Raw genomic sequence first — 21,746 nt, 5'->3', positions numbered from 1 at the left:
GCCATGAAGGCACGCGCCCGCTTGATATTCAGAAGGGGAGCGGGATCAGCCTTCGGCGTCCTCGGCTTCTTCCTTCTTTTTCTTTTCCTGCACGATCTCTTCGCCGGTCTCCTGGTCGACGACCTTCATGGAGAGACGAACCTTGCCGCGCTCATCGAAGCCCATCAGCTTCACGAACACCTTGTCGCCTTCCTTGACGACATCGGTGGTCTTGCCGACGCGCTCCTGAGCGAGCTGCGAGATATGCACCAGACCGTCGCGCGGACCGAAGAAATTCACGAAGGCGCCGAAATCGGCGGTCTTCACAACCGTTCCTTCGTAGATCTCGCCCACTTCCGGCTCTGCCGTGATGGAGTGGATCCACTTCTTCGCGGCCTCGATTTCCTTGGCGTTGGACGAAGCAATCTTAACCGTGCCATCGTCCTCGATGTTGATCTTGGCGCCGGTCTTCTCGACGATCTCGCGGATCACCTTGCCGCCGGAGCCGATCACGTCGCGGATCTTGTCAGTCGGGATCTGCATGACCTCGATGCGCGGGGCGAACTCGCCCAGCTCGCCGCGGCTCTCCGAAAGAGCCTTGGCCATTTCGGAGAGAATGTGCAGGCGACCGTCCCTGGCCTGATCGAGGGCGATCTGCATGATCTCCTCGGTGATGCCGTCGATCTTGATGTCCATCTGGAGGGAGGTGATGCCTTCATCCGTGCCGGCGACCTTGAAGTCCATGTCGCCGAGATGATCCTCGTCACCCAGAATGTCGGACAGAACGGCAAAGCGCTCATCTTCCTTGATCAGCCCCATGGCAATGCCGGCAACCGGCTTGGCCAGCGGTACACCAGCATCCATGAGAGCAAGCGAGGTGCCGCAGACGGTCGCCATGGATGACGAACCGTTGGACTCGGTCACCTCGGAGACGACGCGCAGCGTATAGGGGAACTGGTCCGCGGCCGGCAGCATCGGGTGGATAGCACGCCATGCGAGCTTGCCATGACCGATCTCGCGGCGGCCGGGCGACCCCATGCGGCCCGTCTCGCCCACGGAATAGGGCGGGAAATTGTAGTGAAGGAGGAATGTCTCCTTGTAGGTGCCGGTAAGCGAGTCGATATACTGCTCGTCTTCGCCGGTGCCGAGCGTGGCAACCACAAGCGCCTGTGTCTCACCACGCGTGAAAAGCGCGGAGCCGTGGGTGCGCGGCAAGATCCCGGCCTCGGCGACGATCGGACGAACCGTCTTGAGATCACGGCCATCAATACGGCCACCGGTGTCAAGAATGTTCCAACGGACAATCTTGGCCTGAAGGCTCTTGAAGACGGTGTTGACCTGCTCGGCCGACCATTTGGTCTCTTCTTCGCCCTCGGGCAGCAGGGCCTCTTTCACCTTGGCTTTGGCAGCGTCCACGGCGTCGTAACGCTGCTGCTTGTCGGTGATCTTGTACGCTTCACGAAGCTCGTTCTCGACGATCTTCAACATCTCGCCTTCCAGCTCGGAGAGATCCGGCGGCGTGAACTCGCGCGGCTCCTTGGCAGCAACTTCAGCGAGTTTGATGATCGCGTCGATCACCGGCTGGAAGCCCTTGTGACCGAACATGACCGCACCGAGCATCACGTCCTCGGGGAGTTCCTGAGCTTCCGATTCAACCATGAGAACGGCATCGCCGGTACCGGCAACAACGAGGTCGAGCCTGGTCTCTTCCATCTCGTCGACATGCGGGTTCAGGATGTATTCGCCATTGATATAGCCAACGCGTGCAGCGCCGATCGGGCCCATGAAGGGCACACCTGAAAGCGTCAACGCCGCGGAAACAGCGACCATGGCAACGATGTCCGGATCATTCTCCAGATCGTGCTGGAGCACCGTGGCAATCACCTGGGTATCGTTCTTGTAGCCATCGACGAAGAGCGGGCGGATCGGACGGTCGATCAGACGGGAAACCAGTGTTTCCTTCTCGCTCGGACGCCCCTCGCGCTTGAAATAGCCACCAGGGATCTTGCCGGCAGCAAAGGTCTTTTCCTGGTAGTTGACGGTCAGCGGAAAGAAATCGAAACCAGCCTTCGGCTCTTTGGCAGAAACAACCGTGGCCAGAACCACCGTCTCGCCATAGGTCGCCAGAACCGCACCGTCAGCCTGACGGGCGATCTTGCCGGTTTCGAGGGTCAGCGGACGCCCACCCCATTCGATCTCAACTTTGTGGTCTTTAAACATATCTTGTCCTTTTACGCCGAAGGGCGCGCCATTGTCTGGCGGCGTTTCCCCTTCGGTCTGGCTTCATTTGTCGGACGAGCCACGGGCAAGACAACGGGAGGCTCCTGGTCGGCCGCTGCGGCCGCAAGCATCCTGCAATCCTGCCCCATGACCTGCCCATGGGGCCCCGGCATCCGGCAATCCGGTGCGGGATGGCGGCGGAACCGCTTTCACTTTCGCACCTTACCCGAGCCGTCGGGCACACGGACACACCGCATGCCCAAATGAGACCGGCGGACACCCGTTGGTATCCGCCGGCCAAATCAGCTTAGCGCCGCAGTCCGAGCTTCTCGATCAGCGTCTTGTAGCGGCCTTCGTCCTTCTTCTTCAGATAGTCCAGAAGACGGCGACGCTGGGAGACGAGCTTCAGGAGGCCACGACGGGAGTGGTTGTCCTTCTTGTGGTCCTTGAAGTGCTCGGTGAGGTTCTTGATCCGCTCGGTCAGAATAGCGACCTGGACTTCCGGAGAACCGGTATCGCCCTGGGCGGTGGCAAATTCTTTCAGCAAATCCTGTTTGCGCTCTGCAGTAACCGACATCGGCTTCCTTTCTCGAATTTGGGGAAAAGGGACGCCCTCAGCCGGGATGTCGTCCAGCCGGGGCCATGCAACAAAGCGCATTCAAAGCGCAATGATGGCCGGCATATAAGCGAAAACGCATGGAATTACCAGCCCAAACATTCCCCACCTTGTGCCCGTCAGCCGGTCTCTTCCTCACCCATGGCGTTTTTCTGAAAATCCGGCACAAGCCTGTCGACTGGGACCTTGAACACGCATTCCAGCCCATCACGGTGGAAGACACGGGATATCTCGGCATCAAGCGTGCCGCCGACCATGCGTTCGATGATCTCGGTACCGAACCCGCGCCGACGAACATTGCGCCGACGGCCCTTTACCACATACTCCCGCCACGTCAGGGTCAACATATCGTCCTTGATCTTCCAGGAAATCTCAAGACTGCCGCTATCGCTGGAAAACGCACCGTATTTGGACGCGTTGGTTGCCAGTTCGTGTACGGCGAGGCCGATTGTCTGCGCGGGCTGATTGGCCAGCCGAAACTTGGGACCGCTCATCTTGAAACGCTCAGCACCATCGGGCCGGAAAGGATCAACTTGTGCCGCCAGCAATTCACGCAGTTCCACGCCTGCTGCGCCGCCGGCAATCAACAGATCTGTCGAGCGCGCAAGACCGTGCAGGCGTTTCTGAAACGCATCCTGGAACCCCGCAAAAGTCCTTGAACTGCGAGCGGTTTGCTTCGCCATCGACGACACGACCGTAAGCTGGTTTTTCGAGCGATGCGCAACTTCACGCATCAGAAGGCGGATTTCATTCTCCGCCTGTTCGCGATCAAGCGCCGCTTCTGCCAGAGCGGTCGACACGGTCGCGACCTCTGCGATCGGATATTCAATTGCATGAACCGGCTCTCCGGCACCCAGCCGACGGGCATCGCGTGCGAGACGGCGGACAGGACCAGCAATCTGCCGACCGAGCAACCAGGCCGCAAAAGCGCCAATGGCGATCACGAGGAGGCCTCCGGCAAGCAGCATGCGCAATGAATGGCGCATTGGCTCTTCTATCGTCGCAGTCGAAGCCCAGACCACAGCCTTCCAGCCACTGACACCGGATTCATCGACGATCGTGGTGTAGGTACCGCCTTCGCGTTCTTCAGCCGGCTCGGCCTCATGATAGATGCCGGTCCCCTCGAGATCCAGAAAGAAGGGCTTTCCAACGTCCGATGTCATCAGGGACGACGCGACGACAATGTTGTTCTTGTCAACGACCGAAGCATTCCAGCCTCCGCGAAGCATCTGCTGAGACAGAACATCGACCAGCGAATCCGCGTTGCGGGTCATGACGAGGAGGCGAGGTGGGCCATTCTCCGGGAAGTACGGCTTGACGACCTTGAAGCTCCACTTCCCGTCCAGCTGGCCGAAGAACACGCCCGAAGTGATGGTTACTCCTCCCTCCAGCGCCACCCTGGCCGTCTCCGGCTCCTTTTGAGGGGCCAACGGTTCGCCATACGGGACCCCCGTATTGATCAGCAGCCTGTAATTCTCGTCGAGCACGCGCAGGTAGGAGCCACTTCCGGCGAGGGCGAGCCTCGCCCGGTCGTAGAAATCCTTCATGTCGCCACTGGAAAGCGAAGGGGTTGTCGAAAGCACGCGCAGGGTTGTCGCCATACCGCTCAATTCGCGGTCCACGGCCTCGGCGATCGAGCCGGCCATGGCTTCAGCAAGCGTCGTTACGACCTCGCGCTGCGCTTCATTGTTTCGCTGAAGCAAAACAACAGAAACACCTATCGCGGGGATAACGGTCACCGCGATCAGCAAAAACAGAAAAAAGCCAATAGACTTCGGGCCCGATGCGAAAGCCCTTATGCGCTCTGACCACGTTCCCGAAAGCGCATCATCTCTCGCTTGCATTCAGTACCCGTCCCGTTGATCATCTCGTACATAATGCACGAAACGGCCAAGGGTTGCCTCGCCGATCGCAGGAAATCACCACCTTATTATTTTATGCAGCGAAAACCCGTTTGGGTTTGAACATGCCGGCCTCGACCGCCCCAAGTGCCACCAGACGCCCGCGCGCGCTGGCCCAGGCCTCCGGTGCTTCCACGGGGGCATCACGGCCGCGCACGATCACGGGATTACCCAGACGGATGCGGGTCGCAGCATCGTCAGTCACAGGCACCTCGGGCAAACCTTCGAGAGCGGTGGCGATGTTGAGAAGATACTCGTCGAGCGCCGCGAAATCGCCAGCCTCACGGTCTCCCTCTTTTGCCGCATCTTCCAACGTAGAGAGTTCCACAAGCTGCGCGGGAAGAAAGGGATAAACTTCCGTGCGTCGCAACTCGGCGATGTGACCAAAGCAACCCAGGTCGCGCCCCATGTCCCGGGCGATGCTGCGTACATAGGTGCCCTTGCCACACTCGATCTCGAACAGCGCTTCATCGGGCGTGAAAGATACCAGATCGAGCCGCCCAACCTCGATTTCACGCGCGGCGATCTCGACCGTTTCGCCCTCGCGTGCAAGATCATAGGCGCGTTCGCCATCGATTTTGATGGCAGAGAATTGCGGTGGTGTCTGCATGATGATGCCGGTGTAGTTCGGCAGGAGAGCGCGAACGGCTTCTTCTGTGGGACGCTCGTCGGAGCTTTTTGTCACCGGGCCTTCCAGGTCATCGGTGGCGCGTTCCTCGCCCCATGCCACCTTGAAACGATAAACCTTCGCGCCATCCATCACGAATGGTACGGTTTTCGTCGCATCTCCCAGTGCAATCGGCAACATCCCCGAGGCGAGTGGGTCGAGCGTGCCGGCATGGCCCGCCTTCTCCGCATTGAACAGCCATTTGATCTTTGAAACCGCATTGGTCGATCCCATTCCCGCCGGCTTGTCGAGGATCAGCCAGCCATTGATACGGCGTCCCTTCCGCTTGCCGCGCCGCGCCATCAATCATCACCTTCGTTCTGATCGTCATCCATCAGGTCCCGGGCAACTTCCGGAGATTTCAGGAGTCGGTCGATCTTGTTGAAATTCTCAAAACTGTCGTCCACCCGGAAGCGCAGTTCCGGCATGTACTTCATCTGACGCAGAGCAGGCGTGATCCGCCCGCGGATGAAACGCGCATGACGGTTGAGCGCCGCAGCAACTGCCTCCTTATCGGCGGCACCGAGTGGCGAGACATAGGCGGTTGCGATCTTCAGATCCGGTGACATTCGCACTTCGGACACCGACACAACGGTGTTTGCGAGCGCATCGTCACTCACATCGCCGCGCTGGAGAGCCTGCGCAATTGCATGACGCACCTGCTCGCCGACGCGAAGCTGGCGCTGAGAGGGGGCGGAAGACGGCATGAAGCACCTTCTTGCGGGAAAACCCTATTGTATCCGCATCGCGGATATCGGCAAATCAAGGAAATTGGAGCGTCTGGCGCCGGTATGCGGGATGAGGCATGTGATGCCCCATCCCGTGAAACCAGGACGTGCGTGCACTAAAGCGTGCGTGTGACCATTTCGACGCGATAGGCCTCGATGACATCGCCGGGGCGAATGTCTTCGTAGTTCTCGAACGCCATACCACATTCCTGACCGGCCGGCACTTCGGACACTTCGTCCTTGAAGCGCTTGAGCGTCTTCAGCTTACCTTCGTGGATCACCACGCTATCGCGAATGAGGCGCACACCGGCACCACGCTCGACCTTGCCCTCGGTGACCCGGCAGCCGGCGACCTTGCCGACCTTGGATACGTTGAAGACCTCGAGAATTTCGGCGTTGCCGAGGAAAGTCTCGCGGCGTTCCGGCGAAAGGAGGCCCGACATGGCCGCTTTAATGTCATCCACGAGATCGTAGATGATGTTGTAGTAGCGGATCTCGATGCCGGCAGCCTCGGCCGCATCACGGGCCTGCTTGTTGGCACGCACGTTGAAGCCGATGATCGCCGCCTCGGAAGTCTCGGCGAGCGAAACGTCGCTCTCCGTGATCGCGCCAGCGCCGGAATGGACAATCCGCGCGCGGACCTCGTCGGTACCCAGCTTGTCCAGAGCACCGGCAATGGCCTCGATCGACCCCTGTACGTCGCCCTTCACGATGAGCGGGAACTCCTTCAGGCCTGAATCCTGGAGCTGCGACATCATCTGCTCGAGCGAGCCACGCTGACCCGCCTGGCGAGCAACGGATTTCTCCCGGGCCAACCGCTGACGGTACTCGGAAATCTCGCGAGCACGCGCCTCACTTTCGACAACCGCGATACGGTCGCCGGCCAGCGGGGTGCCCTGAAGACCGAGAATCTCGACAGGCATGGAGGGCGGAGCCTCCTTCAACTGGTCGCCGCGATCATTCACGAGCGCGCGAACACGGCCCCATTCATTGCCGGCCACGATGATGTCGCCGGTGCGAAGCGTACCAGCCTGCACCAGAACCGTGGCAACCGAACCGCGGCCGCGGTCGAGCTTGGCCTCGATGACGACGCCTTCTGCAGAACGGTCCGGGTTGGCTTTGAGCTCCAGCACCTCGGCTTGCAGCAGGATCGCGTCCAGAAGCTTGTCGAGATTGGTTCCCTTGACGGCGGAAACCTCGACGTCGAGCACCTCACCGCCCATGGATTCAACGAACACTTCATGCTGAAGGAGTTCGGTGCGAACCTTGCTCGGGTCGGCTTCCGGCTTGTCGACCTTGTTGATCGCGACAATGATCGGAACACCCGCCGCCTTGGCGTGGTTGATGGACTCGATGGTCTGCGGCATCACGCTGTCATCAGCTGCGACAACGAGAATGGCAATGTCGGTCGCTTCAGCGCCGCGTGCACGCATGGCCGTGAAGGCAGCGTGACCAGGGGTATCGATGAAGGTGATTGTCTGGCCACCCTGCTCGACCTGGTAAGCACCGATATGCTGTGTGATGCCACCGGCTTCGCCAGAGACCACATTTGCCTGGCGAATGGCATCGAGCAGCGAAGTCTTGCCGTGATCGACATGACCCATGATCGTGACGACAGGCGGACGCGACTTCAGATCCTCCGCCTTGTCCTCAACATTGAAGAGGCCATCTTCGACGTCGGATTCAGCAACGCGCTTGACGGTGTGACCGAATTCCTCGGCCACCAGTTCGGCTGTATCCGCATCGATCACGTCGCCGGGCTTCAGCATCTGGCCCTGCTTCATGAAAAACTTGATCACGTCCACGGCGCGCTCGGTCATGCGTTGAGCGAGTTCCTGAATGGTGATCGTTTCAGGAAGCACCACTTCACGGGAGATCTTCTCACGCGGTTCCTGGTGCTGCGCACGCTTGAACTTCTCCTGACGACGGCGCATCGAAGACAGCGAACGCCCGCGCGTCTCGCCATCGTCGGAAAGTGCGCGATTGAGGGTCAGCTTGCCGCGGCGACGCTGTTCATCTCCACGAGGCTTGGCTGCCGGGCGCGGAACCTCGGCCTTGGGAGCGGCGCGCTTGACCGGCGCACCCTTGCTCTTCGAGCGTCCCTCATCGTCCACATCCACTTCGGGTTCCGGTTTGATTTCAGCCGGTGCCGGTGTGCGGCGACGTGCCTCTTCTTCCGCCTGGCGGCGAGCTTCGGCTTCCGCTTTCAGGCGCGCTTCTTCCTCGGCCTGGCGGCGAGCGGATTCTTCACGCTCGCGCTCGCGGCGCGCTTCTTCCTCTGCGCGGCGCTTTGCCTCTTCTTCAGCGCGCTTGCGTTCTTCCGCCTCGCGCACCTTGGAATCCTGTAATGCGCGGCGGCGTGCCTCAATCTCGTCCTTGGAGAGCGCATTGAGGACCACACCAGATCGATTGCCGCCCGACGCCGGGCGCGGACGTTCGCGCTGACGCTGCGGCGCGGGCTGAGGCGCTGCAGGTTTCGGCTTCGCCGCTGCGGGGGCCGGCGCAGGCGCAGGTGTCGTCTCAGGGCGCTCATCGGGCCGCGAGAACTTGCGCTTCTTCGTTTCGACAACGACAGACTTGGAGCGTCCATGCGAGAAGTTCTGCCGCACGGTGCCCTGCTCAACGGAGGGCCGCTTCAGCGTCAGCGTCTTCTTCGTTTCGACGCTCAGCGTCTTGTCGTCACCGGTTTTCGTATCCGTCATTCCACATCCTCTGCGGTGCCCATTGCAACCGCTGCCGGTTTGTCCGCGCATTCGCCTCGAAAAGCTTCGAGCGCACTAACGCGTTTCAGCGCCGCCTTGCCCGCGTCCCGCCCGAACACGGCAGCATGTATCACATTTGTCGCCCCCAATGCCAAACTCATTTCTTCTTCGGAAAAGAGTTTGTATGCCGGGATAGCTGGTCCGCCCAGATGGGCCACTGCATGACGAGCGGCCGTGATCTTGCGCACCCCGTCCTGCGAGGCTTCACGAGCGTGCAGCACACCATAGGCCTTGCCGCTGCGCACCGATGCCTCGACCTTCGCAGCACCCAATGCCACGGCTCCGGCCTTTCGCGCAAGCCCAAGAGCGCCCAGAGCGGCTTTTGAAAGCAAATCATCGACCAGTCCGCCCAGATTGTCAGGTGGCGTGACCGATGTTTTCAGGGCGCGGGCGAAGAGGTTTTTCTCCGCAGCCCTGTCGACATGGACCCGGTCAGCCGTGACCCAGCAACCGCGCCCGGGGAGTTTCCGCTTCAGATCGGGTACGACCATGCCGTCCGGTCCCGCGACGAACCGGATCAGGTCCTCCGCGGGCCGCGCCTTGCGCGAGACAATGCATGTGCGATCGTTCATATCGTCCACAACAACTCCAGAGCATCCTGCTGCCGCATGCCATCACGCAGCTCCGCACGGATGCGGCGAAACAAGGACCGTCGAGCGCACCACAGGCGTCACAGGGACGACAGCCAAGCGCTCGACAACGCCCATATCAGGCTTCCGCGCCTTCTGCAGCCTCGGAGGCCTGCGCCCCCTCGGCAACGTCCGCGCTGTCCTCACCCTCGGCAGCCTCTTCGGCTTCAGCTTCGGCAGCGAGGTCTTCTTCAGTTATCCAGCCCATCTTGAGACGCGCGGCCACAACCATCTGCTCGGCTTCGGCACGCGACACGTCAAACTTGGAAAGAACCCCCGGCTCGAACGTCGTCTCGCCATCCTTCCGCTCTTTCCAACCGACGAGATCGTCCACCGCATAACCGGCGAAATCCTCGATGGTCTTCACGCCGTCCTCCCCGACAGCCACCATCATGGCAGTGGTCATGCCGGGCACTTCACGCAGTTCATCCTCGACGCCAAGTTCCTGACGCTTTGCGTCGAACTCAGACTCGATGCGTTCGAGATATTCACGGGCGCGTGTCTGAATCTCTTCGGCGGTTTCCTCATCGAAGCCGTCGATCGACGCGATCTCGCCAGATTCCACATAGGCGACTTCCTCGACACTGGTGAAGCCCTCGGAAGCCAGGACCTGCCCCACCATCTCGTCGACGTTCAGTGCTTCCATGAACAGGGAGGAACGCTCGGTGAATTCCTTCTGACGGCGGCTCGATTCTTCTTCCTCGGTCAGGATATCGATGTCCCAGCCAGTAAGCTGCGAGGCAAGACGCACGTTTTGACCGCGGCGGCCAATGGCCAGCGAAAGCTGGTCGTCCGGAACCACAACCTCAATACGCTCTGCGTCCTCATCCAGCACCACCTTGGCGACTTCAGCCGGCTGCAGCGCATTGACGATGAAGGAAGCGGCGTTCTCGTTCCACGGAATGATGTCGATCTTTTCGCCCTGAAGCTCGCCGACAACCGCCTGAACGCGGCTACCACGCATGCCGACACAGGCGCCGACCGGATCAATCGAGGAATCGTGGCTGATGACCGCAATCTTCGCACGGGAGCCCGGATCGCGGGCCACCGAACGGATCTCGATGATACCGTCATAAATCTCCGGCACTTCCATGGTGAAGAGCTTCGCCATGAACTGCGGGTGCGTGCGGGAAAGGAAAATCTGCGGACCACGCTGCTCACGACGCACATCATAGACATAGGCGCGGACGCGGTCGCCATATTTGAAGATCTCGCGGGGGATCAGTTCGTCGCGGCGGATGATCGCCTCGCCGCGCCCCAGATCGACGATGACATTGCCGTATTCGACGCGCTTGACCGTGCCGTTGACGATCTCGCCGATGCGGTCCTTGTATTCGTCATACTGACGGTCGCGCTCGGCCTCGCGCACTTTCTGAACGATAACCTGTTTTGCGGACTGGGCAGCGATGCGCCCAAAATCCATGGGGGGAAGCTGCTCGGCAAGGAAATCGCCGGGCTGGGCGTCGGGGTTGCGCGTGCGTGCATCCTTGACGGAAATTTCGCGTGCCGGCTCCTCGACGTTTTCGACAACCTCCATCAAGCGCTGAAGCTTCATCTCACCCGTCTGCGGGTTGATGTCGGCGCGGATATTGGTCTCCTGACCGTAACGCGACCGCGCGGCCTTCTGAATGGCGTCGGCCATGGCGGCGATGACGATCTGCTTGTCGATGGACTTCTCGCGGGCCACCGCGTCGGCGATCTGGAGAAGCTCCAGCCTGTTCGCACTGACTGCCATGTCACTCTCCTTCGGCGTGGGATCCGGGTTCTTCGTTCCCGGCCGGCTCAGTTGCGTTTTGTTTGGCGGACCGCTGAGCGGCCCTTTCCGATGCGGAAGGGCGGCGATTGCGATTGCGCTCGCGGCGCTCTTCCTTTTCCTGCTTCAGGGCGTCGCGCACCAGCTCGTCCGTCAGGACAAGCCGCGCCTCGGCAATCGCCTCGAAGGGGATTCCAAAGAGGACATCCTCGTCCCCTTCTTCCTCGACCGTTTCCGGCTCGATCGTGACAGTCGCTTCGTCACTTTCGACCACATAACCGCGAAAGCGCTTGCGCCCGTCCAGCAGAACCGCAGTCTCGATCTTGACCAGATGCCCCTGTGCAGCAGCAAAATCCGCCTTTCGCACCAGCGGGCGGTCAATACCGGGTGAGGAAATCTCGAGTTGGTAAGCCGTGTCGATCGGGTCTTCGACATCAAGAACGGGCGACAGCGCTCTGCTGACTTCCTCGCAATCCTCGACAGTCATGCTGCCATCGGTTCGTTCAGCCATAATCTGCAAGGTGGCGCCGTCCTGCGCAGTCATGCGAACGCGCACAAGGCGATACCCGATTGCACCCAGAACAGGAATGATAATCGCAGCGACACGCGCCTCGATTCCGCTCTCGCGGATCAGGCGATCATCGCCCTTCCTGTCTTCTGAAACTGCCGTCATCCAACCTCCGGACGGCCGCATCTAACAAAAAAGAGCGGGACCGGCTGGACCCACTCTCCGTCGTAGCGACCAAGAATTTGAGCCGGATATAGCCGAGATGGCATTTCTTTTCAAGAGCTGAGGTTCTGAAGCTGGAGCTTATGCAGGCTTTTGGTTCGAGTGATGATGCAACGCACAAATGCATAGCAGCCCTGTTGGAACGGCGCTTCTGTGGAACCGAGGGCTACGGTAGATTGTGCTGCATTGCACAATGAAAGGTAACTCGATGTCTACCCGCAAGTTCATCTCAGGAATCGGAGAGTTTTTCGGCGTGATCGAAAGCGCTGTGGCTGTTTCTGCTGCAGTGCGCAATCGCCGTCGGGCGAAAGATGCCGATCTGCGTCGGCTGGGTATCGATCCCGAGCGGTTTTATGGAATGAGCGGCCGGTAAATCCCCGCTCAGACCCGTAGAAATGTCAGATAGGCGGGTGTCCGGCCTTCGCGGATAGCCTTTGCCTCATACCGTGTACCAGGCCAGCCGTCATAGGCCAGGCGCCAGTCGTCCGCACTTTCTGCCTGCCAGCAGAATGCAGGATGCGCCTCGCAATGCTGCAGTGTCCAGTCGACATAGGTGTCGATGTCTGACGCGAAGCGGAAGCGCGCGCCCGGTTTCAACACCCGGGCGAACCGGTCCAGATTTACACGGTTCACGAAGCGTCGTTTCCAGTGTTTTTTCTTGGGCCAGGGATCGGGGTAAAACAAATCTATTCCGGCAATGGAGGCTTCGGGAAGCCAGTCCAGAAGCACCGTCGCATCATCGTTGTACACTCTTAGATTCGCTGGAACACCGCCCTCCTCGTCTACCGCGGAGGCAAGTTTGGCCATGCCATTAACGAAAGGCTCAACCCCGATAAAACCCGTGCACGGGAAGCGCGTGAGTTCTTTGAGCAGATGTTCGCCCCCGCCAAAGCCGATCTCGAGCCTGACCTGCTCGACCGGTTTGGAAAACAAGGTAGCAGGATCCGGTGAAGCGACATTGAGCTTTATCAGCGAGTGATCGAGAAGAGCGCTAAGCGCCGCGTCCTGTTTTGGACGCAGACGCTTGCCATGTCGACGGCCGAAGAAGGCTTCGGTAGCCCGTTTGCGCCGTTCTTCAGCCATAGGGACGTTCCGGTACTGATAAAAAGCCGCGTCACGCGGCTTTTGCGACTGCCTGCTTGAGGGTTTTCACCAGATCGGTGCGCTCCCAGGAAAACGAACCATCGCGGCTGGCCTTCCGACCGAAGTGACCGTAGGCAGCTGTCTTGGCGTAGATGGGGCGATTGAGATCCAGATGGCGACGAATGCCGGTCGGTGACAGATCCATCACCTCACGAATGGCAATCTCGACCTCTTCCTCCGAGACACGACCCGTGCCGTGCAGATCCACATAGACCGACAGTGGCTGCGCTACGCCGATAGCGTAGGAAAGCTGGATCGTGCAACGCTCGGCGAGACTGGCCGCGACCACGTTCTTGGCAAGATAACGCGCGGCATAAGCTGCCGACCGGTCCACCTTGGTTGTGTCCTTTCCGGAGAAAGCACCGCCACCATGAGGGGCTGCGCCACCATAGGTGTCGACGATGATCTTGCGGCCAGTCAGACCCGCATCCCCATCGGGCCCGCCGATGACGAATTTTCCTGTCGGATTGATGTACCAGTTGCAGTTTTCTGCAACCTTGATACCACCGGAAGACAGCGCTTCGTGAATATAGGGCTCGACAACCTGACGTACCTTGGCGCTGTTCCACGACGCATCCAGATGCTGGGTGGACAGAACGATTTCGGTGACCTCGGAGGGCTCACCGTCGACGTAGCGCACGGTGACCTGCGCCTTGGCATCGGGGCCAAGCTTTGCGGCGTCGCCTTCCCCGGACTTGCGGGCATCAGCCAGAAGCTGAAGGATTTTGTGCGAGTAGTAGATGGGCGCCGGCATAAGGTCCGGTGTCTCACGGCAGGCATAGCCGAACATGATGCCCTGATCGCCAGCGCCTTCTTCGCCCTGACGGTCGGCGGCGTTATCGACGCCCTGGCCAATGTCCGGCGACTGGCCGTGCAGGAGCACGTCGATCTTCGCCGTCTTCCAGTGAAAGCCGTCCTGTTCATAGCCAATGGCGCGGATGGCCCGGCGCGCGGCCGAGCGGAAGCGCGACGGATTGATGAGCGGATTGCCCTGCGAATCCTTTGCGATCTCGCCGGTTTTCCTGTCACGTTTGAGCAGCGTCTCGGGAACGCGCACCTCGCCGGCGATCACGACGCGGTTGGTCGTGGCCAGCGTTTCGCAGGCGACACGGACCTTCCATGGGTCCATGCCGGATTTCTTGGCTTCCCGGTAGACCAGATCGACAATCTCATCGGAGATGCGATCACAGACCTTGTCGGGATGGCCTTCGGAAACGGATTCACTTGTAAAGAGATAGTTCTTGCGCGCCACGGGTATCCCCTCTGAGAAGAAGCCGATCAATCTGTCGGCAACAGGCGCCTCCCTGTTAGCCAAGCTCGATGCGTCAGGTCAAGCACAACGGTTGCAGCACAAAGCAAAACAGGGAACGGATTTACCCGTTCCCTGTTGTTCAGCAGCGCTCCTGGAGTGCTTTCAGCGTTATGTGGGCAAACCCTCAGTCCTGGTTTTCGACGGCCAGTACCTTAACCAGATCGATGATGCGGCGACGCACCTTCGGATCAGAAATCTTTGCAAACGCCCTGTTCAACTGAACACCTTCACTGCTGTTGAGAAAATCGACGACAAAGTCCGCACCGTCCTCCGCCATCCCCCTTCCGGCCTCGCTTTCCTCGCCTGGCGCTCCTTCAAAAAAGAACGACACCGGAGCACTGAGAACCGACGCGATTGCCTGCAGCCGGCTCGCACCGACGCGATTCGTACCCTTCTCGTATTTCTGAATTTGCTGGAAAGTTATGCCCAGGCTTTCGCCAAGTTTTTCCTGGCTCATGCCAAGCATGTTTCTTCTTAGTCTGATCCGACCTCCAACATGAATATCGATCGGATTCGGTTTTTTCTTGTTCTTGTTCATATATTCCCTCGCCGTCCGGCACGGGGTTGCCATTGACCGATCTACCTCTTCGACCTCCCAGAGCCCCAAGCCTGTCAAATCGAATTGCGATGTAGTCGGCTTACACACTATGCGTAGCCGAAAGGGACGATGTCAATTCGCTCTCAGACGTCGAACAATACTTGCACCGAAAAGCACGGCCCCAAAACCAAACGCAATAAACATTCCATTGGTTCCCGGATTCTCAAAATAAAGTTTCTCTCGCTTCTGAATAGGCATCCGGACATCCAGATTGCCCACTGCATTGAGGTCAAACGCCTCGACGACCCTACCAGATGAGTCGATCACAGCGGAGATGCCCGAGTTGGCTGCACGCAGTAGCGGGAGACCGCTTTCAACCGCGCGCACACGGGCCTGACGGAAATGCTGGTACGGGCCAGGCGACACCCCAAACCAAGCATCATTGGTGACATTCAGAAGAATGTCAGACTGGTCTGCCGCGTCGGCGACCAGATGCGGAAATATGATCTCGTAGCAAACAAAGGGCATCACGCGTGTGCCCTCCTCAACCGTGATCGGGCGTCGAGCACCACCCGCCGTGAACGGGCCTGCAGACTGCACTATTTCTTCTATACCTATATTATTCAATAGGTTGGCAAATGGCACGTATTCACCAAACGGCACCAGATGCACCTTGTCGACAGCGTCAACAATTGTTCCATCCTGAGCTATCGCCACAACCGAATTGTAATAGCGGGTTGCCCCCAGGCCATCGCCGCCTTCGGCCCGGACAGCGCCGGTGAGAAGCATCTGCCCCTCATCCAGCGCTTCGCCCAGTTGCACCAGGGCTTCCGGGCGATCAGTAAACAGAAATGGAACGGCAGTCTCCGGCCAGACAATCAATTGGGGTTTCGCGCCGCCATCCGCGACCTGACGCCGGGTAAGGTCAAGCAGGATATTAAAGATACGCGTTTGTTCTAAGGAATCCCATTTTTCAGTCTGCTTGATAGACGGCTGGACGATGCGGACAGGCAAAAATTTATCAGCGGCGCTTTCTCTCGAAAGACTTAGATAACCATACGTAAACTGTATTGTTACCAAGCCAATAGCCGTAATACTGCCGACCAGGAGATGCCGTCGCGTACCCAGCAATGCGGGCATCGAAAACACGAGAACTGCCAGAAAATTCATGCCAACCAGGCCGAAAACTTTAGCCGACTGCATACTAAGCAGTGTGGGCATCGCGGCGTAGCCGATGGAGCCCCAGGGAAAGCCCGTGAAGATTACGCTCCTGATCAACTCAGAAACACCGAAAAAGAATGCTAGAGAAACAATTCTCAGAATCCCACCAGACCAAAGAAATCGTGCGAAAAGCGCTGCAAATCCATAGAAAATGGCCAGAAACGCGGGAAGTCCGACAATCGCAAGAGGAACAGCCCAAGCAAAATTTCCGGCGTCAACCAGCAATGCATTGCCGATCCACCATAGCCCAAGCATAAAATAGCCGAAGCCGAACCACCAACCCGTCTTGAATGCCGGGAGCGCCAGCGCACGCAGACCGCGGCCATCTCCGACCGCGCCATCCAGAAGCCAGACCAGGACAGGAAATGACACAAAACAGGCGGCGAAGAAGTCAAATGGCGGTTGTGCCAGCGCGGCGAAACCACCGGCGATGAAGGCTACGAGCGATCGCCGCCATCCACTCAGCAAAATCACCCGTTCGGCGACGCGTTCCATTCACCCATCCGTGAAACCCGAATCACACGACAAGCAGTATCAGTAGTTTGTCATGCTTTGAAACCGTATCGCGGGTTTGGATGTCAGGAGCTACAAATTGTCGCCGGCACGCGCCGATCTTCTGCGACGTTCGGACGCCCTGTTGTGAACAATGCGCACACGCTTTACCCGACGTGGATCAGCGTCCAGAACCTGAAACTCGAAGCCAGGAATTGCCTGAACCACTTCGCCGCGCGCAGGAACACGCCCCAGAACATTGAAAATGACGCCGCCGATCGTGTCCACATCTTCGGAATGTTCCTCGGCGTGGAAATCGTCACCGATCACTTCAGCCACATCCTCGATTTCCGCCTTGGCGTCCACGACAAAAACATCCTCGCCGACCTGCTCGATGAGAGGTGCGTCGTCGTCATGCTCATCCTCGATATCGCCGACAACCATCTCGACGATGTCTTCCAGCGAAACGAGACCATCGGTGCCACCATATTCGTCGATGACAAGGGCCATCTGTGTGCGAGACGCCTGCATCCGGGCCATCAGGTCCGATGCAAGCATGGAAGGTGGTACGAACAGAATGGAACGGGGCAGGCTCAACTCGCCGATCGTGCGGTCAAGATCGACCTTGCCTAGATCGAACGCGGCAGGCTCAGGCGTTTTTCTTGCCCGGCCTCTTTTGGCCCTGGCCGTTTTGGTGATGTGGGTCACCACATCCCGGATGTGCACCATCCCGCGCGGATCATCCAGCGTCTCGCCGTAGACCGGCATGCGCGAATGACCTGACCGCTCGAAGGCGTTCAGGAGCTCGCCCAGCGTTGTGTTGAGATCCACTGCCTCGATATCGGCGCGTGGAACCATCACATCCTCGACGCGCAATTCGCGCAGGCGAAGGATGTTCTTCAGCATTGCCCTTTCACCGGGGGAGAAGGCCGCCGTGTCGTGGGTGTGCTCGTCCAGTGCATCCGCGAGATCATCGCGCAGCGAGGAGCCGTTTCGAATGCCTAGCGCTGCCATCATTCTCTCCCAAAGGGACAGGCGGCTGCCGGTGTTTCGTTGCGGGGGCCTACTAGACCCCTCTTCCCCCTCCTCGGGGGAGTTCGTCTCGCTTGCGGGCACATCTCCCGCCGCGATCATCGTGTTCTCTGTCATGGCCGTTTGTTCAATTAAGCCCTTCAGTTAGGCGTACGGATCGTGAATGGCAAGTGTTTGCAGCGCTTTGCGCTCCAATTCTTCCATCTCTTCAGCTTCTTCATCGGTTTCATGGTCATATCCCATGATATGCAAAAATCCATGAACGATGAGATGCGTCAGATGGTGATCGAATTGCTTACCCTCTTCTGCAGCTTCCCTCGCGACGGTCTCGTGGGCGACAATAATGTCCCCGAGGGGCTGCAATTCATCTCCCGGATTGAGCATCTCAGGAGCAGGAAAGGAAAGCACATTGGTGGGCTTGTCCCTGCCGCGCCATTCGCGATTCAACACCTGGATTTCGGCGTCGCCAGTGAAAAGCAGGCTGACCGCCCCACCCTCATCCGGCTCAAGTTCAATTACGGCTACAGCCGCGCGAACGGCCCGCTCAGCCAGCGTCTGAAGCGCAGTTTCAGATGTCCAGTCACCCGCCTCAATGGCGACTTCAACAACGATTTCCGGCTTTGTACCGGCAGGAGGAATATCGTCCATCAGCCCGCGCGGATCAGCCCCGCGCCTTCTTGTCATAGGCCCGGACAATCGCAGCCACCAGCGGATGGCGCACCACGTCCTTCTCGTCGAAGCGGACGGTAACGATACCAGACACGTCACCCAGAACCTCAAGCGCTTCAACCAGGCCCGACTTTGTGTTGGGCGGGAGGTCGATCTGGCTCGGGTCGCCGGTGACGATCATTCGGGCGTTCTCGCCAAGCCGCGTCAAAAACATCTTCATCTGCATCGGCGTGGTGTTCTGCGCCTCATCGAGGATGACCACTGAATTGGCCAGCGTGCGGCCGCGCATGAAGGCAAGTGGCGCAATCTCGATCACGTCTGCCGCCAGCGCGCGTTCCACCTTTTCCGCCGGTATCATGTCGTAAAGCGCGTCATAGAGCGGGCGCAGGTAGGGGTCGACCTTTTCGCGCATGTCGCCCGGCAGGAAGCCAAGCCGCTCACCTGCTTCCACAGCCGGCCGCGACAAAATGATGCGGTCCACCGCGCCGCGCTCCAGAAGCATGGCGGCATAGGCTACGGCGAGGAAGGTCTTTCCCGTGCCGGCAGGACCGATGCCGAACACCAGTTCCGAGCGCTCCAGCGCCCGCATATAGGCGTCCTGATTGGCCGAGCGCGCGTGCACGGTGCGCTTGCGCGTGGAAATCTGCGCGGCGGCGAGCTTTCCCTTGCTCTCCATCGTCGGGAAGGTGAGCTGTTCATCGGCGGCGATGGCCAGCCGCACGGCACCGTCCACATCGGAGGGGGCAAGCTCCGTCCCCTTTTGGAGGAGATCGTAGAGATAATCGAGCGCACGGCGCGCCTGTGCGGCCGCAACGCTCTCTCCCTTGACGGTAAGCTGATTGCCCTTGGAGCGGATATCCACGCCGAGCCGCTGCTCGATCTGGGCCAGATTCTCGTCGAATGGCCCGTAGAGGGCGCTGGCCAGCTTGTTGTCATCGAAGGTCAGCACGATGTGTGCCATGTCGGAGGCCCCGGAGGGCATGTTCTTCAACTCAGTGCTGGCGGTCAAACGCCTCTCCTTTACGACACCGGCTCGGCAAACAGGCTGTTGGGGCCTGCCTGCGTGATTCGAACATTGATAATGTCACCGATTTCGCCGGCTTTTTCATCAAGAATCACAGGTTGCAGCCAGGGCGACCGGCCGACACGCTGTCCCGGCTGACGACCGGGTTTTTCAAGAAGCACGTCCATCTCGGTACCGACGAGGCTCTGAACGAAAGCGCGCTGCTGTTCGGTGAGCAGCGCCTGGAGCGCCTGAAGCCGCTCATCCTTAACCGCTTCCGGCACTTGACCGCCCAGATCCGCCCCCGGCGTACCCGGACGCGGCGAATATTTGAACGAGAAGGCCTGCGCATAGGTCACGTCGCGGATCAGTTGCATCGTGTCCTCGAAATCCTGATCCGTTTCGCCAGGGAAACCGACGATGAAATCGCCCGACATGGCGATGTCGGGCCGCGCCTCTCTGATCCTGTCGATCAGCCGGCGATATTCATCGCCCGTATGCTTGCGGTTCATTGCTTTCAGGATCCGGTCGGATCCCGACTGCACCGGAAGGTGGAGATAAGGCATCAGCTTGGGCAAATCGCGGTGGGCGGCGATCAGCGCGTCATCCATGTCGCGCGGATGACTGGTCGTGTAGCGCAGCCGGTCGAGACCGGGGATTTCAGCCAGCCGGAAAAGAAGTTCGCCAAGCCCCCATTCCCGCCCGTCCGCACCCTCGCCATGCCAGGCGTTGACGTTCTGTCCAAGCAGCGTCACCTCGCGCACGCCGCCCTCGGCGAGGCGTTCCGCCTCGGCAACGATCTGCGCCACGGGCCGGGAGATTTCCGAACCACGCGTATAGGGCACCACACAGAAGGTGCAGAACTTGTCGCAGCCTTCCTGAACGGTGAGGAATGCCGTCACGCCGCGATTGCGCACCACGCGCTTCTGCGGCTGCGGCAGATGCTCGAACTTGTCTTCGATCGCGTATTCGGTCTCGACGATCTTTTCGCCGCCAAGCGCGCGCTTCACCACTTTGGGCAGGCGGTGGTAGGTCTGCGGCCCGATCACCAGATCCACGGCAGGCGCACGGCGCAGGATCTCCTGCCCCTCGGCCTGCGCCACGCAACCGGCCACGCCGATCACGGTCTCGCGGCCGGCCTGGCTGCGCGCTTCCTTGAGCTGGCGGATGCGGCCAAGCTCGGAGTACACCTTCTCCGCCGCCTTCTCGCGGATGTGGCAGGTATTGAGAAGCACGAGGTCGGCCTCTTCGATCTGATCCGTCGGCGCATAGCCGTCGGCTGCGAGCGCATCGGACATGCGCTGCGAGTCGTAGACATTCATCTGGCAGCCATAGGTCTTCACGAAAACCTTCTTGGTGGCGGGGCGCACTTCAGATGCGTTGCCAGTGTTTTCGGAGCTGCCGGTTTCCGGCGCGATATTCTGTTCCATGCCGGTTTCCTAACGTTTTTGCGTGTCAAAAAACAGACGATTCTTCGCTGTGTGATGAATCCGTCAGATTTCGGTGCCGCGTAAGCCTGCCGTGAGCATGGCGCGCACCTGCGCCTCGGCTTCCCGCGTGACGGTCTTGCGGTCGCCTTTTGCCAGAAACGGGATCGGATCGCCATAGCGCACAACAATATCGACGGGCCGCGACTGAAGAACCGTGATGAGGTTGGGCAAGAGGTCGGTATCGCCGATCCACGACAGCGCGGCGCGCTCGCGCCGGTCGAGGCGGAGCCCGCCCTTACTCAGATAAGTGATCGCCACGGGCTGCACCGTGACGCTTTCGGCCCGGTCGCTCGCCAGCGCAAGCTGCGCGGCGCTGAAAAGCGTGCTCTTGAACGGCAGGACCTTGTTGCCATCACCGGTCGTGCCCTCGGCAAAAAGCACCATCGGATCCCCGTCGGAAAGCCGCTCGGCAATCTCCCGCGCCTGCTCCGGCGAGGTGCGGCGGCGCTCGCGCTCAACGAACACTGAACGCTGCTGCCGCGCGAATGTGCCGAGGATGGGCCAGTTCCGCATTTCTGACTTGGCAATGAAGTGTACGCCATCGAGTGACCCGAGCACCAGAATGTCGAGCCAGGAGACATGATTGGCGACGATCATCTGTGGGCGCTCCCGTGACGGATGCCCTTCCATGCGCACCCGCACACCGAGCACGCGCAGGGTGAGCCTGTGCCAGAGGCGCGGCACGATGCGGTCGCTGAAAAACCCGGTTCTGAGCGCGATCTCCTGCACCACCATGAGCGGCAGTGTGTAGAGCGCGACAATCAGAATTGAGATGACGAAACGTAGCGTGCTGAACATCAGCCTTTGATCAGCCCTGAATTAGCTTTGAGGCCCGTTGCGAGGAATGGACCCTCTACAGCA

The 21,746-nt window shown here is 59.7% G+C and carries 19 protein-coding genes; 1 reads left to right on the top strand and 18 read right to left on the bottom strand.

What is annotated here, in order from left to right:
* Positions 1 to 45: 45 nt before the first annotated feature.
* The 9 genes from pnp to rimP all read right to left on the bottom strand — a co-directional run bounded on the left by pnp (position 46) and on the right by rimP (position 11,928).
* Complete coding sequence (gene pnp / locus HF949_RS04630; protein ID WP_292898542.1) at positions 46 to 2,199, bottom strand: polyribonucleotide nucleotidyltransferase; 2,154 nt, start codon at positions 2,197 to 2,199, stop codon at positions 46 to 48.
* Positions 2,200 to 2,506: 307 nt separating this feature from the next.
* Complete coding sequence (rpsO, locus tag HF949_RS04625) at positions 2,507 to 2,776, bottom strand: 30S ribosomal protein S15 (protein ID WP_007010185.1); 270 nt, start codon at positions 2,774 to 2,776, stop codon at positions 2,507 to 2,509.
* Positions 2,777 to 2,934: 158 nt separating this feature from the next.
* Complete coding sequence (locus HF949_RS04620) at positions 2,935 to 4,659, bottom strand: sensor histidine kinase (protein WP_292898538.1); 1,725 nt, start codon at positions 4,657 to 4,659, stop codon at positions 2,935 to 2,937.
* A 91-nt stretch (positions 4,660 to 4,750) separates the two neighbouring features.
* Positions 4,751 to 5,686, bottom strand: coding sequence for a tRNA pseudouridine(55) synthase TruB (gene truB, locus HF949_RS04615; RefSeq protein WP_292898536.1), 936 nt, complete (start codon positions 5,684 to 5,686; stop codon positions 4,751 to 4,753).
* Positions 5,686 to 6,090: a 30S ribosome-binding factor RbfA gene (gene rbfA, locus HF949_RS04610; RefSeq protein WP_292898534.1), complete on the bottom strand. Its 405-nt coding sequence runs from the start codon at positions 6,088 to 6,090 to the stop codon at positions 5,686 to 5,688. The genes truB and rbfA overlap by 1 nt, the downstream gene beginning before the upstream one ends.
* A 137-nt stretch (positions 6,091 to 6,227) precedes the next feature.
* Complete coding sequence (gene infB / locus HF949_RS04605; protein WP_292898532.1) at positions 6,228 to 8,813, bottom strand: translation initiation factor IF-2; 2,586 nt, start codon at positions 8,811 to 8,813, stop codon at positions 6,228 to 6,230.
* Positions 8,810 to 9,445, bottom strand: coding sequence for an RNA-binding protein (locus HF949_RS04600; RefSeq protein WP_292898531.1), 636 nt, complete (start codon positions 9,443 to 9,445; stop codon positions 8,810 to 8,812). Before HF949_RS04600 ends, infB begins: the two co-directional genes overlap by 4 nt.
* 136 nt (positions 9,446 to 9,581) lie before the next feature.
* Positions 9,582 to 11,237 carry a transcription termination factor NusA gene (nusA, locus tag HF949_RS04595; protein WP_292898530.1) on the bottom strand — a complete coding sequence of 552 codons (1,656 nt, stop codon included), beginning with the start codon at positions 11,235 to 11,237 and terminating at the stop codon, positions 9,582 to 9,584.
* Position 11,238: 1 nt separating this feature from the next.
* Positions 11,239 to 11,928, bottom strand: a complete 690-nt coding sequence (gene rimP / locus HF949_RS04590) for a ribosome maturation factor RimP (RefSeq protein WP_292898529.1) — start codon at positions 11,926 to 11,928, stop codon at positions 11,239 to 11,241.
* 265 nt (positions 11,929 to 12,193) lie between these two features.
* Between rimP and HF949_RS04585 the strand changes: the two genes are divergently transcribed.
* Positions 12,194 to 12,358, top strand: coding sequence for a hypothetical protein (locus HF949_RS04585; RefSeq protein WP_229450156.1), 165 nt, complete (start codon positions 12,194 to 12,196; stop codon positions 12,356 to 12,358).
* An 8-nt stretch (positions 12,359 to 12,366) separates the two neighbouring features.
* On the opposite strand, the gene trmB is transcribed toward HF949_RS04585, so the two are convergent.
* The 9 genes from trmB to HF949_RS04540 all read right to left on the bottom strand — a co-directional run bounded on the left by trmB (position 12,367) and on the right by HF949_RS04540 (position 21,683).
* Positions 12,367 to 13,068, bottom strand: coding sequence for a tRNA (guanine(46)-N(7))-methyltransferase TrmB (gene trmB, locus HF949_RS04580; protein ID WP_292898526.1), 702 nt, complete (start codon positions 13,066 to 13,068; stop codon positions 12,367 to 12,369).
* A gap of 31 nt (positions 13,069 to 13,099) precedes the next feature.
* The gene (gene metK / locus HF949_RS04575) at positions 13,100 to 14,380 is read right to left on the bottom strand and encodes a methionine adenosyltransferase (protein ID WP_292898524.1); all 1,281 of its coding nucleotides are present in this window, start codon (positions 14,378 to 14,380) and stop codon (positions 13,100 to 13,102) included.
* Between the two features lie 184 nt (positions 14,381 to 14,564).
* Positions 14,565 to 14,978 (bottom strand): helix-turn-helix domain-containing protein, encoded by a 414-nt coding sequence (locus HF949_RS04570; protein WP_229450153.1) that lies wholly within the window; start codon positions 14,976 to 14,978, stop codon positions 14,565 to 14,567.
* 132 nt (positions 14,979 to 15,110) lie between these two features.
* Positions 15,111 to 16,694, bottom strand: coding sequence for an apolipoprotein N-acyltransferase (lnt, locus tag HF949_RS04565; RefSeq protein ID WP_292898520.1), 1,584 nt, complete (start codon positions 16,692 to 16,694; stop codon positions 15,111 to 15,113).
* A gap of 90 nt (positions 16,695 to 16,784) precedes the next feature.
* Positions 16,785 to 17,840 (bottom strand): hemolysin family protein, encoded by a 1,056-nt coding sequence (locus HF949_RS04560; protein ID WP_366931278.1) that lies wholly within the window; start codon positions 17,838 to 17,840, stop codon positions 16,785 to 16,787.
* Between the two features lie 27 nt (positions 17,841 to 17,867).
* Positions 17,868 to 18,371 (bottom strand): rRNA maturation RNase YbeY, encoded by a 504-nt coding sequence (gene ybeY, locus HF949_RS04555; protein ID WP_292898519.1) that lies wholly within the window; start codon positions 18,369 to 18,371, stop codon positions 17,868 to 17,870.
* A gap of 13 nt (positions 18,372 to 18,384) precedes the next feature.
* Positions 18,385 to 19,353, bottom strand: a complete 969-nt coding sequence (locus HF949_RS04550; RefSeq protein WP_404935017.1) for a PhoH family protein — start codon at positions 19,351 to 19,353, stop codon at positions 18,385 to 18,387.
* Positions 19,354 to 19,412: 59 nt separating this feature from the next.
* Positions 19,413 to 20,825 carry a tRNA (N6-isopentenyl adenosine(37)-C2)-methylthiotransferase MiaB gene (gene miaB, locus HF949_RS04545; protein WP_292898517.1) on the bottom strand — a complete coding sequence of 471 codons (1,413 nt, stop codon included), beginning with the start codon at positions 20,823 to 20,825 and terminating at the stop codon, positions 19,413 to 19,415.
* A 63-nt stretch (positions 20,826 to 20,888) separates the two neighbouring features.
* The gene (locus tag HF949_RS04540; protein WP_292898516.1) at positions 20,889 to 21,683 is read right to left on the bottom strand and encodes a lysophospholipid acyltransferase family protein; all 795 of its coding nucleotides are present in this window, start codon (positions 21,681 to 21,683) and stop codon (positions 20,889 to 20,891) included.
* Positions 21,684 to 21,746 lie beyond the last annotated feature (63 nt).

Origin of the sequence: Nitratireductor sp., assembly GCF_017794765.1 — a bacterium.
In the GTDB taxonomy this organism is placed as follows: Bacteria; Pseudomonadota; Alphaproteobacteria; order Rhizobiales; family Rhizobiaceae; genus Nitratireductor.
This window is presented reverse-complemented; position numbering and strand designations above follow the sequence as displayed.

Excerpts from the sequence above, each read along its gene's own strand:
- HF949_RS04620 (WP_292898538.1), bottom strand. The coding sequence starts at position 4,659 with ATGCAAGCGAGAGATGATGCGCTTTCGGGAACGTGGTCAGAGCGCATA.
- HF949_RS04550 (WP_404935017.1), bottom strand. The coding sequence starts at position 19,353 with ATGGCACACATCGTGCTGACCTTCGATGACAACAAGCTGGCCAGCGCC.
- infB (WP_292898532.1), bottom strand. The coding sequence starts at position 8,813 with ATGACGGATACGAAAACCGGTGACGACAAGACGCTGAGCGTCGAAACG.
- rbfA (WP_292898534.1), bottom strand. The coding sequence starts at position 6,090 with ATGCCGTCTTCCGCCCCCTCTCAGCGCCAGCTTCGCGTCGGCGAGCAG.
- HF949_RS04560 (WP_366931278.1), bottom strand. The coding sequence starts at position 17,840 with ATGACAGAGAACACGATGATCGCGGCGGGAGATGTGCCCGCAAGCGAG.
- truB (WP_292898536.1), bottom strand. The coding sequence starts at position 5,686 with ATGGCGCGGCGCGGCAAGCGGAAGGGACGCCGTATCAATGGCTGGCTG.
- ybeY (WP_292898519.1), bottom strand. The coding sequence starts at position 18,371 with ATGGACGATATTCCTCCTGCCGGTACAAAGCCGGAAATCGTTGTTGAA.
- rimP (WP_292898529.1), bottom strand. The coding sequence starts at position 11,928 with ATGACGGCAGTTTCAGAAGACAGGAAGGGCGATGATCGCCTGATCCGC.
- trmB (WP_292898526.1), bottom strand. The coding sequence starts at position 13,068 with ATGGCTGAAGAACGGCGCAAACGGGCTACCGAAGCCTTCTTCGGCCGT.
- HF949_RS04540 (WP_292898516.1), bottom strand. The coding sequence starts at position 21,683 with ATGTTCAGCACGCTACGTTTCGTCATCTCAATTCTGATTGTCGCGCTC.
- HF949_RS04600 (WP_292898531.1), bottom strand. The coding sequence starts at position 9,445 with ATGAACGATCGCACATGCATTGTCTCGCGCAAGGCGCGGCCCGCGGAG.
- HF949_RS04570 (WP_229450153.1), bottom strand. The coding sequence starts at position 14,978 with ATGAACAAGAACAAGAAAAAACCGAATCCGATCGATATTCATGTTGGA.
- lnt (WP_292898520.1), bottom strand. The coding sequence starts at position 16,694 with ATGGAACGCGTCGCCGAACGGGTGATTTTGCTGAGTGGATGGCGGCGA.
- HF949_RS04585 (WP_229450156.1), top strand. The coding sequence starts at position 12,194 with ATGTCTACCCGCAAGTTCATCTCAGGAATCGGAGAGTTTTTCGGCGTG.
- rpsO (WP_007010185.1), bottom strand. The coding sequence starts at position 2,776 with ATGTCGGTTACTGCAGAGCGCAAACAGGATTTGCTGAAAGAATTTGCC.
- miaB (WP_292898517.1), bottom strand. The coding sequence starts at position 20,825 with ATGGAACAGAATATCGCGCCGGAAACCGGCAGCTCCGAAAACACTGGC.
- nusA (WP_292898530.1), bottom strand. The coding sequence starts at position 11,237 with ATGGCAGTCAGTGCGAACAGGCTGGAGCTTCTCCAGATCGCCGACGCG.
- pnp (WP_292898542.1), bottom strand. The coding sequence starts at position 2,199 with ATGTTTAAAGACCACAAAGTTGAGATCGAATGGGGTGGGCGTCCGCTG.